This window comes from Methylobacterium radiodurans (assembly GCF_003173735.1).
GTDB lineage: Bacteria > Pseudomonadota > Alphaproteobacteria > Rhizobiales > Beijerinckiaceae > Methylobacterium > Methylobacterium radiodurans.
Genome location: NZ_CP029551.1, coordinates 4,567,983 through 4,580,245, shown reverse-complemented (window position 1 = coordinate 4,580,245; position 12,263 = coordinate 4,567,983). Strand labels below are relative to the sequence as shown.

Annotated in this window: 8 protein-coding genes; 4 read left to right on the top strand and 4 right to left on the bottom strand. The window is 72.2% G+C overall.

Annotated features, from left to right (window positions below):
- Positions 1-7 precede the first annotated feature (7 nt).
- The 4 genes from DK427_RS21475 to DK427_RS21460 all read right to left on the bottom strand — a co-directional run bounded on the left by DK427_RS21475 (position 8) and on the right by DK427_RS21460 (position 6,757).
- Positions 8-1,054 (bottom strand): sensor histidine kinase, encoded by a 1,047-nt coding sequence (locus DK427_RS21475; RefSeq protein WP_109953148.1) that lies wholly within the window; start codon positions 1,052-1,054, stop codon positions 8-10.
- A complete protein-coding gene (locus DK427_RS21470; RefSeq protein ID WP_109953147.1) occupies positions 1,047-2,543 on the bottom strand; it encodes an ATPase domain-containing protein in 1,497 nt (498 codons plus the stop codon). The genes DK427_RS21475 and DK427_RS21470 overlap by 8 nt, the downstream gene beginning before the upstream one ends.
- Before the next feature lie 137 nt (positions 2,544-2,680).
- Positions 2,681-5,470, bottom strand: coding sequence for a hybrid sensor histidine kinase/response regulator (locus DK427_RS21465; RefSeq protein ID WP_245931070.1), 2,790 nt, complete (start codon positions 5,468-5,470; stop codon positions 2,681-2,683).
- A 69-nt stretch (positions 5,471-5,539) separates the two neighbouring features.
- The gene (locus tag DK427_RS21460; RefSeq protein ID WP_109953145.1) at positions 5,540-6,757 is read right to left on the bottom strand and encodes a serine hydrolase domain-containing protein; all 1,218 of its coding nucleotides are present in this window, start codon (positions 6,755-6,757) and stop codon (positions 5,540-5,542) included.
- Between the two features lie 148 nt (positions 6,758-6,905).
- Here DK427_RS21460 and otsB point away from each other — a divergent pair, with 148 nt between their 5' ends.
- From otsB to DK427_RS21440, 4 genes are all read left to right on the top strand, one after another.
- On the top strand, positions 6,906-7,649 hold the full coding sequence (gene otsB / locus DK427_RS21455; protein ID WP_109953144.1) for a trehalose-phosphatase: 744 nt from the start codon (positions 6,906-6,908) through the stop codon (positions 7,647-7,649).
- Between the two features lie 42 nt (positions 7,650-7,691).
- Positions 7,692-8,705, top strand: a complete 1,014-nt coding sequence (locus DK427_RS21450; RefSeq protein WP_109953143.1) for a glucokinase — start codon at positions 7,692-7,694, stop codon at positions 8,703-8,705.
- Between the two features lie 5 nt (positions 8,706-8,710).
- On the top strand, positions 8,711-10,147 hold the full coding sequence (locus DK427_RS21445; protein WP_204165212.1) for an amidase: 1,437 nt from the start codon (positions 8,711-8,713) through the stop codon (positions 10,145-10,147).
- 324 nt (positions 10,148-10,471) lie between these two features.
- On the top strand, positions 10,472-12,247 hold the full coding sequence (locus DK427_RS21440; RefSeq protein WP_109953142.1) for an acetolactate synthase 3 large subunit: 1,776 nt from the start codon (positions 10,472-10,474) through the stop codon (positions 12,245-12,247).
- Positions 12,248-12,263: the final 16 nt, after the last annotated feature.

The following is a 12,263-nucleotide window of genomic DNA, read 5'->3' as shown; positions in this document are numbered from 1 at the left end:
GGCGTCCTCAGCCCTCGTAGGCCGGCACGGTGCGCTGGTCGGGCAGCGGCACCTCCATGTGGAAATGCAGGCCCGCCGGCTCGTAGGCGAACGCGATCTCCGCGCCGCACTGGATCTTCAGAACCCGCTGGAGCAGCGTCGAGCCGAACCCCCTGCGGGTCGGCTCGGCGACCGGCGGGCCGCCGCTCTCGCGCCAGTCGAGCCGCAGCACGCGGGCCCCCTCCGCCTCGCGCACGTCCCAGCGCACCGCGACGCGCCCCTCCGGCGTCGAGAGCGCGCCGTGCTTGGCGGCGTTGGTGGTGAGTTCGTGGATCGCCATGCCGGTCGGCACGGCGAGATCGCCGATCAGCTCGACCGCCGGCCCGTCGAGCCGGATGCGCCCGCCCCGCTCGTCGTCGTAGGGGCCGAGCTCGTTGACCAGCATCTCGCGCAAGGAGGCCTGCTGCCAGTAATCCTCGGTCAGCAGGTTGTGGGTCTTGGCGAGCGAGATGATGCGCGCCGAGAAGGCGTTGTAGAAGGCATCCACGCTGGTAGCCGCCCGCGCCGAGGCGCCGAGCAGCCCCTGGACTGTGGCCAGCGTGTTCTTCACCCGGTGGTGCAACTCGCGGATCAGCAAGGCCTGGCGCTCGGCGGTGCGCTCGCGCTCCTCCAGATGGGCCCGCGCATCGTGCTGGCGGCGGCGCGCCCGCTCCGCGAAGCGCGCGGCCATCACGAGCGTGGAGGGGTGGAAGGGCCGCTCCAGGGAGTTGACGTTGCCGAGCGCCTCGGCGAGCCGCGGGTCGGGGTGGCCCCGGCGCAGGGTCAGCAGGATGAAGGGAAAGTCCGACCAGGGGGGTTGGCGCGCGACCCAGTCTGCCAGGATCTGGCGGTTGGCCGCGAGCAGGGCCTCCTCGGTCACGACCGCGCAGGTCGCGCCGTCCAGCGCCTCCACCAGCTCTGGCAACGAGGCGCAGATCCGGTTCGGAATGCCGGCCTCGGTCAGGATGGAGGTGGCGACCTCGGCGTCCCGCCCCTGCGGCGCCAGGATCAGGACCGGCAGGGCGGGTTCAGGCATCGGGGTTGGGCAGGAGAGCGTCCGCCTCGCCGTCGAAGGTGGGCACCCCGGTCATCACCCCGCGGAACCGCCGCAGCGGCTCGCCGACCGTGATTCCGCCGCTGTCGATCCGCAACTCGCGGATGGTCGATTCGTGCCCGCCCGTGCGCTTCTTGGCCACCGAGATCGCGCGGCGGAGCGCGCCCGCCGCCTCGAAGGTCCGGAACAGCAGGATCGTGTCGCTGAGATAGGTCAGGTCGACCGCCGCCTTCATCGGGCCGACCATCCCGTGCTGGGCGAGGATCAGGAGCGTGACCACGCCCTGCTGGTTCAGATAGGTCAGGATCTCGTGCATCTGGAGGAGCAGGAAGCGCTCCTCCGGCATCGCGTTGTGGTAGCCGGTGAGGGAGTCGATCACCACGATGCCGGCGCCCTCGCGCTCGACCGCGTCCTGCACCCGCGCGGCCATCTCGCCCGGCGAGATCTCGGCCGGATCGATCTGCTCGATGCGCAGGAGCCCGCTCTCGACGTGGGGGGCGAGGTCCAGGCCGAGGCCGCGGCAGCGGCGCATCAGCACGCTCGTGCTCTCGTCGAAGGAGAGCATCAAGGCGCGCTGGCCGCGCTCGAGCGCAGCGATCACGTAGGCCGCAGCGACCGTCGACTTGCCGACGCCCGAAGGGCCGATCAGCATCGTGCTGGTGCCGCGGTCGAGGCCGCCGCCGACCAGGGCGTCGAGGGCGCGGTTGCCGCTGCCGATCCGCGCCTCCGGGAAGCTGGCCGGATGGTCCGCCGCGACGAGGCGCGGGTAGATCACGAGGCCGCCGCGGCGGATGACGTAGTCGTGGAAGCCGCCCCGGAAGGCGGTGCCGCGCATCTTGATCACGCGCAGGCGGCGCCGCTCCGCACCGTAGAGCGGCGCGAGGTGCTCCAGGCGGATCACCGCGTGGCTGAGACTGTGCAGGTTGAGGTCGTCGGCCTCGGCCGTGAGGTCGTCGAGCAGCAGCGCGGTGGTGTTCTGGATCAGCAGGAAGCTGCGCAGGGCGTGGACCTGCCGGCGGTAGCGCAGGGACCCCTGCGAGAGCAGCCGGATCTCCGAGAGGCTGTCGAAGACCAGACGGTCGGGCTTGGCCCGCTCGATCTCGGCCATCGCGAGGTGCACGGTCTCGCCGAGTTCGAGGTCGGAGGCGTGGACGAGGCTCTGCTGCTGGCGCGGGTCGAGGCTGAGTTCGGGCGGCACCAGCTCGACGATCTCGATGCCGTCGAGGGACCAGCCGTGCCGCCCGGCGATGTTCATCAGCTCGCGGCGGCTCTCCGTCAGGGTGATGTAGAGGCAGCGCTCCCCCCGCCGCGCGCCCTCCAGCAGGAACTGCATGGCGAGGGTGGTCTTGCCGGAGCCGGGCCGGCCCTCGATCAGATGGGACCGGTTGCGGGCGTAGCCGCCGCGCAGGAGGTAATCGAGGCCGTCCACGCCCGCGGGCACGGGTTGGGCATCGCTATCGGGAATCTGCACGGTCGCGCGCCTCGATCGGCAAACGATGTCGGGCCTCGGGGACGGGCCGACGGACTCTTGCTCTACACCACCGGCCGCAGCGCCAAAACCGCCTCCGCGACGCACGAGGCCAATGCCGGGCGCGGATCATCACGCGATCATCCCTCGATCATCTCGCGGATGCGGCTGGCCAGCGTCTCCATGACGAAGGGCTTGGTGAGCACCGCCATGCCGGGTTCCAGATGCCCGTTCCCGACCGCGGCGTTCTCGGCGTAGCCGGTGATGAACAGGACCTTCAGGCCCGGCCGGCCGACGCGGGCGGCGTCCGCCACCTGCCGGCCGTTCATGCCGCCGGGCAGCCCGACATCGGTGACGAGCAGGTCGATGCGGATGTCGGACTGGAGCAGGCGCAGGCCGGAGGGCCCGTCCGCCGCCTCGATGGCGGTGTAGCCGAGATCCTCCAGAACCTCCGTCACCAGCATCCGGACCGAGGGCTCGTCGTCCACGACGAGCACGGTCTCGCCCTGCTCGGCGCGCGGTGCGGCGGCGAGGTCGGGCAGCGGCTCGGCGCCCTCGGCCGCCCCGTGGTGGCGCGGCAGGTAGAGGCACATGGTCGTCCCCTGGCCGACCTCCGAGTAGATCCGCACCTGACCGCCGGACTGGCGCACGAAGCCGTAGATCATGGAGAGGCCGAGGCCCGTGCCCTGGCCGATCGGCTTCGTGGTGAAGAACGGGTCGAAGGCCTTGGCGATCACCTCGGGCGTCATGCCGGTGCCGGTATCCGTGACGCACAGCGACAGGTACTGCCCGGGATCGAGGTCGCGGTCTCGGGCGGCGCGGTGGTCGAGCCAGCGGTTGGCGGTCTCGATGGTGATGCGCCCGCCCTCCGGCATGGCGTCGCGCGCGTTGATGCAGAGGTTCAGGAGCGCGTTCTCGAGCTGGCTCGGATCGACGAGCGCGGACCAGAGGCTCGCGGCGCCGACCACCTCCAGGGTCACGGACGGGCCGATGGTGCGGCGGATCAGCTCCTCCATGCCCGCCACCAGGCGGTTCACGTCGGTCGGCTTCGGGTCGAGGGTCTGGCGGCGCGAGAAGGCGAGAAGCCTGTGCGTCAGGGCGGCAGCGCGGCGCGCCGCCCCCTGCGCGGCGTTGATGTAGCGGTCGAGATCGGTCATCCGGCCCTGGCCCATGCGGGTCTGCAGGAGTTCGAGCGAGCCGGTGATGCCGGTGAGCAGATTGTTGAAGTCGTGGGCGAGGCCGCCGGTCAACTGGCCCACCGCCTCCATCTTCTGCGACTGCCGCAGGGCCGCCTCTGCGCTCTCGCGGGCGGCGACCTCCTCGGCGACGCGCCCCTCCAGCGTCGCGTTGAAGGCCTCGAGCGCCGCCTTGGCGCGCAGCTCCGCCTCGATGTTGCGGGCCTCGATCACCGTGCCGATGGGCCGGCCCGTCTCGTCGCGGATCGGGCTCGCCGTGAAGGCCACGGGGTAGAACGAGCCGTCCCGGTGGACGAAGACCTCCTCGCCCTGCTCCTGGTTGTTCTCAGGGAAGGCCTGGTCGATCGGGCACTCGCAGAGGGGGTAGGGCGAGCCGTCCGGCCGGGTGTGGTGCACGACGTCGTGCAGCGCGCGCCCGGCGGTCTCGGCGAGGCTGTAGCCGGTGAGCTGCTCGGCCGCCCGGTTCATGTAGGCGCAGTGCTGGCGCTCATCCATCAGGAAGATCGCCTGGGTGGCGTTGTTGAGGATGGCGTCGAGCCGGCGCGTGGCGTCCACCAGGCGCTGCTCGGCCTCCTTGCGGTCGTGGATGTCGGCGACCGAGCCGATATAGCCGAGGAAGCTCCCGTCCTCGGCGAGCCGCGGCTCGGCCGCGTCGATGAACCAACGGTAGCGCCCGTCCGCCCCGCGCAGGCGGTATTCGATCCGGAACGGCGCCTGCCGGGCGTTGGCGGCGAGGAAGGTCTCGCCCGACCAGCCGCGGTCGTCCGGATGCACCGCGTCGAGCCAGCCGAGGCCGAGCCCCTCCGCCTCGCTCTGGCCCGTATAGGCGTACCAGCTCCGGTTGAGGTAGGTGCAAGCCCCGCTGGGATCGGTCACCCACATCATGACCGGGGCGTGGTCGGCCATGTTGCGGAAGCGCGCCTCGCTCTCGGCGAGCCGGGTCTCGGCGGCCTTGCGGGCGCCGACATCGATGGCGGTGCCGGTGAAGCGCAGGCAGCGCCCCGCCTCGTCGAACTGGCCGCGCCCCTTGGCGGCGACCCAGCGCACGACACCATCGTCAAGGCCGACAGCCCGGTACTCGACGTCGTAGAGGGCGCGCCGGGCCGGATCGAGGGCGGCGTCCAGCACCGCCCGCACCGCCGCACGGTCGTCCGGGTGCAGGGCGGCCTCGAAATCCGCGAGGACGATCGGCCGGTCGTCGGAGACCCCGAACATCGCCCGGACCCGCTGGTCCCAGAACAGGCGCCCGTCCGCGCAGTCGAGGTCCCAGAGCCCGATCTCGGCGGCGTCGGCCGCCATGCGCAGGCGCGCCTCGCCCTCGCGCAGCCGCATCTCGGCGTCGCGGCGCGCGGTGGATTCCAGGAACAGCACGGCGAAGCGCTCGCCGCCGAGCGCGATGGCGTGCCCGTCGTACCAGCGGTCGAACACCTCCACGCGCCGCGAGAAGGTGACGGTCGCGGCCTCGGCCACGGCGCGGGCGGCGTCCGCGATCCAGGCCTCCTCGATCCCCGGGATCAACTCGCGCAGCGTGCGGCCGACGGCCCGCTCGCGCGGGATGCCGACGAGGCGCTCCCAGGCCGGGTTCACGTCGAGGTAGCGCCAGTCGACGACGGCGCCGCCAGCGTCGCGCACGACCTCACCGATCAGCAAACCCTCGTGCAGCCGCTCGAACAGGCCGCGCCACGGCGCCTCGCCCTGTGCCGCGCCGGCCCGCACCGTCCCCCCGCCTTCCACCGTCAAACCGTCTCCTGCCGCGCCGGGGCACCTCGCCCTGAACGCCCCGGGGCGGGCGCTGTTCCGGCCCTAGTCTATCAGGGCCGCGTAGGTCATCACACGCAGCTCCTTGCGGATCGGCAGGGCCGAGGAGGGGATGAGCTGCGTCAGCAGGACGACCGCCAGCTCCTCGGACGGGTCGATCCAGAAGGCCGTCGAGGCGAGGCCGCCCCAGGCGATCTCGCCCGGGCTTCCCAGGATCTGGGCGCGGGCGGGATCGAGCATCACCGAGAAGCCGAGGCCGAAGCCGATCCCGTCGTAGGAGGTCTCGGCGAAGCGCGGCGTGCCCATCGCGGCGAGGTCGCCCCGCAGATGGTTCGCGGTCATCAGCGCCACGGTCTTGCGCCCGAGAAGCCGCACGCCGTCGAGCTCGCCCCCGTTCAGGACGAGGCGGCAGAAGCGCAGGTAGTCGGCGGCCGTCGAGACGAGGCCGCCGCCGCCCGACGCGATGGCAGGCGGCTTCATGAACACCGTCTCGACCGCGTCGTCGTACTGGGTCAGCCGCCGCTCGCCGTCGTAGACGTAGCAGGCGGCGAAGCGGTCCCGGTTCTCCGGCCGGACGTGGAAATCGGTGTCGTGCATGCCGAGCGGGCGGATCACGCGCTCGCGCAGGTAGGCGGCGAAGTCCTCCCCCGACACCACCTCGACGAGGCGCCCGAGCACGTCGGTGGCGACGCTGTAGTTCCAGGCCGCGCCCGGCTGGGCGAGGAGCGGCAGCCCGGCGACGGTCCGGGTCACCTCGGCGAGTGTGGCATCGGCGCGCAGGAAGTCCGCGCCCTGCTGCCGGTAGAGCGCGTCCACCAGCGTCGCCTCCATGAAGCCGTAGGTCAGCCCCGCCGTGTGGGTGAGGAGGTCGCGGATGGTGATCGTCCGGCGCGCCGGCTCGGTCTCGAGCTTGGCCCGGTTGCCGCCGGTCGCGACGCGCATGTCCGAGAATTCCGGCAGGAAGCGCGCGACCGGGTCGTCGAGCTGGAAGCGGCCCTCCTCGTAGAGCTGCATCACGGCCACCGAGGTCAGCGGCTTCGTCATCGAGTAGATGCGCGTCACGGTATCGAGGCCGAAGGGCGTGCCGCGCTTGAGATCCGCGAGGCCGTGGGCCCGCGCGAAGGCGAGCTGCCCGCGCCGCATCACTGAGACCGAGAGGCCGGCGAGCCGGCCGTCCGCGACCAGCCGGCGCATCCAGCCGTCGATGCGCTCCAGCCGCCCGGGACAGAGGCCGAGATCCTTCGGATCCGCCACAACCTGCATCGCCACTCTCCGCTCGCGCCTCATGGGCGAGGTATAGCGGGGCAGGGGGTCCTGGCGAGCCCTGGGGCCGCCGTGTGCCGGGCGTTTGCGGCGACGTCCGGCAGCGTGCTAGCTCGGGTGGGATACCCGACCCGCCGGAGCGCGCCGCGTGAGCCTTGCCCTGTTCCTCGATTTCGACGGCACTCTCGTCGAGATCGCGCCGCGGCCGGACGCCGTGCGGGTCGATCCGGATCTCGTGCCCACCCTGGAGCGCCTGCGCGAGCGGCTCGGCGGCGCGCTCGCCATCGTCACCGGCCGTCCGGTCGCCGTGATCGACGGGTTCCTCGCCCCCGGCCGCTTCGACGTCGCCGGCCTGCACGGTGTCGAGCGCCGCACCGACGGGGCGCTGACGGGCGGGCGGGCCGAGGATCATCCGGCCCTGCGCGCCGAGGTGCAGCGGCTCAAGGCCCGGGTCGCAGATCTCGACGCGGTGCTGATCGAGGACAAGGGCGCCTCGGTCGCGGTCCACTGGCGCCTCGCCGCGCCGGAGGATGCCGAGCGCGCCGAGACGATCGTGAAGGAGGCCGCCGCCGCGCTCGGGGCCGATTACCGCCTGCAGCTCGGCAAGGCGGTGGGCGAGATCGTGCCGGCGAGCGCCACCAAGGCCCACGCCATCCGGGCCTTCCTGGAGGCCGCGCCCTACGCGGGCCGGCGCGCCGTCTTCCTGGGCGACGACCGCACGGACGAGATCGCCTTCGCGTCCGTGAATGCGGACGGGGGCGTCTCGGTGCGGGTCGGCGACGGCGACACGGTCGCGAGCCGGCGCCTCGCCGATCCAGCGGCCGTGCGCCAGCTTCTCACCGCCTGGGCGGACGGCGCGCCCCTCGACCCGGACGCCCTGCCCGGAGCCTGATCCTCCCGTCCCCGCCGTCCGGCCCAGAGGAGCGCGGTCCGCATGTTCGAGTTCCCGGTCCTCGTCGGCGATATCGGCGGCACCAACGCGCGCTTCGCGCTCGTGCCGGAGAAGGGCGCCGAACCCCAGGCCCTCTCGCACGAGCCGACCCACGGCCACCCCGACCCCACGAGCGCGATCCGGGCGGCCCTCGCCAAGGGAGCGCGTGGTCCGGCTCCACGCTCGGCGATCCTCGCCATCGCGGGCCGGGTGGACGGGCCGGAGATCCAGCTCACGAACGCGCCCTGGCTGGTCGCGCCGTCCCGGATCGGGGCCGATTTCGGCCTCGGACGCGCGGTCGTCGTCAACGACTACGTGCCGGTGGCGGCGGGCGCGGCCGACATCGCGCCGACCGACCTCACCCCGATCGGCCCCGCCAAGGACTGCCCGGTCGAGCCGCCCGCGGGCGCCCGCGTGGTGCTCGGGCCCGGGACCGGCTTCGGTGCGGCCGCGCTCGTGCCCTACGGCGACCACCTCGCCATCGTCTCCACGGAAGCGGGCCACACCGATCTCGGGCCGGCGACACCCGACGAGGAGGCGGTCTGGCACGTGCTGCCCCCCGCCGAGGGCCGCATCTCCGTCGAGACGGTGCTGTCCGGCCCCGGCCTCGCGCGGCTGCACGCGGCCGTGCGGCACGTCCGCACTGGCGTCCCGGCCGAGCGGATCGACCCGGCGGCCGTGACCGAGGCCGGGCTCGCGGCCGCCGACCCGCACGCGGCCGAGGCGCTGGCCCTGTTCGGGCGCCTGCTCGGCCGGGTCTGCGGCAACCTCGCGCTCACCTTCCTGGCGACCGGCGGCGTCTATATCGGCGGCGGCATCGCGCCCCGGATCGTGCGGGTGCTGCAGGAGGGCGATTTCCGCACCGCCTTCGAGGACAAGGCGCCGTTCTCCGCGCTGATGCGCGAGATCCCCACGAGCGTCATCACCGTGCAGGATCCGGCCTTCACCGGGCTCGCGGCGCTCGCGAGCGAGGGCGACCGCTTCGTCTACCACGCCTCCGAGTGGCGGCAGGGCTGAGGCCGGTGGATTCCGACGCGATCACGGATCTCGGCGCCGTCGCGCTGGCGGCGGCGATCCGGGCGCGGCAGGTCTCCTGCGCGGAGGTGATGCGGGTCTATCTCGACCGGATCGAGCGCCTGAACCCGCGCGTCAACGCGATCGTCGGGCTTCAGGACCGCGCGGGGCTCCTCCGGCAGGCCGAGGCCCGCGACGCGCAGCTCGCCCGCGGCGAGCCTGCGGGCCCGCTGCACGGCTTTCCACTGGCGGTGAAGGACCTCGATCCGGTCCGCGGCCTGCCCTTCACGCAGGGCTCGCCGATCTTCCGCGGCCGCGTGGCCGAGACCGACTCGATCATGGTCGCGCGGCTGCGCGCGGCCGGGGCGATCTTCGTCGGCAAGACCAACGTGCCGGAATTCGGCCTCGGCTCGCACAGCTTCAACCCGGTTCACGGCGCGACCGGCAACGCCTACGATCCCGCGCTCAGCGGCGGCGGGTCGAGCGGCGGAGCGGCGGTCGCTGTGGCGCTCCGGCTGCTGCCGGTGGCGGACGGCAGCGACCATGCCGGGTCGCTGCGCAACCCGCCGGCCTTCAACAACCTCTACGGCCTGCGCACCAGCCACGGCCGCATCCCGGCCGAGAGCCCGGACCTCTTCACGCCCTCCCTCGGCGTGCTCGGCGCGGTCGGGCGCTCGCCGGCCGATATCGGGCTGATGCTCTCGGTCGTCGCGGGCTACGACCCGCGCGTGCCCCTCTCGAACCGGGAGGATCCGGCCGTCTTCGCCGCCCCGCTGGAGCGGGACTTCACAGGCACCCGGATCGCCTGGATGGGCGATCTCGGCGGGCACCTGCCCTTCGAGCCGGGCGTGCTGGAGACCGGCAGCGCCGCCCTCGACACGTTCCGGGCGATCGGCTGCACGGTCGAGGCGGCGTACCCGGCCTTCGACTATCAGGCGCTCTGGCGCGACTGGCTGACGCTGCGGGCCTGGACGGTCGCGGCCAGTCTGCGGCCGTTCTACGAGAACCCGGCGACCCGCGCCCAGCTCAAGCCCGAGGCGGCCTGGGAGGTCGAGCGCGGCCTGACCTTGAGCGCCAAGGCCGTCACCCGGGCGCAGGAGGGGCGCACGCGCTGGTACCGGGCGCTGCGGGCCTTCATGGAGACCTACCCGTTCCTCGTCGCCCCGTGCGCCCAGGTCTTCCCGTTCCCGATCGACTGGCGCTGGCCCCACGCGGTCGCCGGCCGGCCGATGGACACCTATCACCGCTGGATGGAGACGGTGATCCCGGCGACGATGTCGGGCCTGCCGGCGCTCGCCGTGCCGGCGGGCTTCGGCCCCGGCGGCCTGCCGACCGGCATCCAGATCGTCGGGCCGAACCACGGCGAGCGCGCCTGCCTCGAACTCGGGGCCGCCTACGACGCGGCGAGCGGCTGGGTGGAGCGCCGCCGGCCGCCGGAGGCTTGAGGCCGCCCGCCGCCGGCCCGCCAGCGTGAAACTTTGTGGCTGGCGCCCGTTGACCGTTGGAGTCCCCTCCGCTATCACGCCCGACACTTTCCGGCAGGAGCCCAGACCTGGGACCGTCGGCAGGAACGGTTCCGGATCGGACTTCACGCGATGCGCACGGCCCTCATCGTAACGCTAGCGCCACTGACGGGGCGGCCCTGATCCACGGGCCGCGATCCGGGCGGTGGCGCATGCAGGGTCCCTCGGGGCCCTTTTTTGTTGCCTGAGGCCCGGGCTGATCGAACCGAAGACACACGAGACGAAGACGGGACGAGGAGGAAGACGATGGGCGGCGAGGTCATGACCGGGGCCGAGATGGTCATCCGGGCTTTCCAGGATCAGGGCGTCGATACGCTGTTCGGCTATCCGGGCGGCGCGGTGCTTCCGATCTACGACGCGCTCTTCCACCAGGAGGCGGTCAAGCACGTGCTGGTGCGCCATGAGCAGGGCGCGGTCCACGCGGCGGAAGGCTACGCGCGCTCCTCGGGCAAGGTCGGCTGCGTCCTCGTCACCTCGGGCCCCGGCGCCACCAACATCGTCACCGGCCTCACCGACGCGATGCTCGACTCGATCCCGCTCGTCTGCATCACCGGCCAGGTGCCCACGCACCTCATCGGCACCGACGCGTTCCAGGAATGCGACACGGTCGGCATCACCCGGCACTGCACGAAGCACAACTATCTGGTCAAATCGATCGACGACCTGCCGCGCATCCTGCACGAGGCCTTCTACGTCGCGAAGAACGGCCGTCCGGGCCCGGTCGTCGTCGACCTGCCGAAGGACATCCAGTTCGCGACCGGCCTCTACGAGAAGCCCTCGTCCTCGCAGCACAAGACCTACCGCCCGGCCGTGGATGGCGACCGCGAGCGCATCCGCGCGGCCGTCGAGCTGATGGCGGGAGCCCGCCGGCCGATCTTCTACACCGGCGGCGGCGTCATCAACTCGGGCCCCGAGGCGTCGCGCCTGCTGCGCGAGCTGGTGGCCGAGACCGGCTTCCCCGTCACCTCGACGCTGATGGGGCTCGGCGCCTTCCCGGCCTCGGACGACAAGTTCCTGGGCATGCTCGGCATGCACGGGACCTACGAGGCCAACCTCGCGATGCACGAGTGCGACGTGATGATCTGCGTCGGCGCGCGCTTCGACGACCGCATCACGGGCCGCCTCGACGCCTTCTCGCCCTTCTCGAAGAAGATCCACATCGACGTCGACGCCTCCTCGATCAACAAGGTGGTCAAGGTCGATGTCGGCATCGTCGGCGACTGCGCCTCGGTGCTCGAGGACATGCTGGACGCCTGGCGCGCCCTGCCGTCGCGGCCCGACAAGAGCAACCTCGAGGGCTGGTTCGGCAAGATCGCCACCTGGCGCGCCCGCGAGTGCCTCGCCTACTGGCCGTCGGGCACGATCATCAAGCCGCAATACGCCGTGCAGCGCCTCTACGAGGCCTGCAAGGACCGCGAGACCTACGTCACCACCGAGGTCGGCCAGCACCAGATGTGGGCGGCCCAGTACTTTAAGTTCGAGGAGCCGAACCGCTGGATGACCTCCGGCGGCCTCGGCACCATGGGCTACGGCCTGCCGGCGGCCATCGGCACGCAGCTCGCCCACCCGAACGGGCTGGTCATCGACATCGCGGGCGAGGCCTCGATCCTGATGAACATCCAGGAGCTCTCGACGGCGGTGCAGTACCGGCTGCCGGTCAAGATCTTCATCTTGAACAACGAGTACATGGGCATGGTGCGCCAGTGGCAGGAGCTGCTGCACGGCTCGCGCTACTCGCAGAGCTACTCGGAGAGCCTGCCGGACTTCGTGAAGCTCGCCGAGGCCTACGGCGCCAAGGGCATGCGCTGCGAGAAGCCGGGCGACCTCGACGCCGCCATCGCGGAGATGCTGGCCTATGACGGGCCGGTGATCTTCGACTGCGTCGTCGACAAGACCGAGAACTGCTTCCCGATGATCCCCTCGGGCAAGGCCCACAACGAGATGCTCCTGTCCGACTACCTCGGCGAGACCGGGGTCGAGCTCGGCGACGTCATCTCGGAAGAGGGCAAGATGCTGGTCTGAGGATCCCGCTCGGGGT

Coding starts and splice junctions, on each gene's coding strand:
- DK427_RS21475 (WP_109953148.1), bottom strand. CDS start 1,054: ATGCCTGAACCCGCCCTGCCGGTCCTGATCCTGGCGCCGCAGGGGCGG.
- DK427_RS21460 (WP_109953145.1), bottom strand. CDS start 6,757: ATGCAGGTTGTGGCGGATCCGAAGGATCTCGGCCTCTGTCCCGGGCGG.
- DK427_RS21450 (WP_109953143.1), top strand. CDS start 7,692: ATGTTCGAGTTCCCGGTCCTCGTCGGCGATATCGGCGGCACCAACGCG.
- DK427_RS21440 (WP_109953142.1), top strand. CDS start 10,472: ATGGGCGGCGAGGTCATGACCGGGGCCGAGATGGTCATCCGGGCTTTC.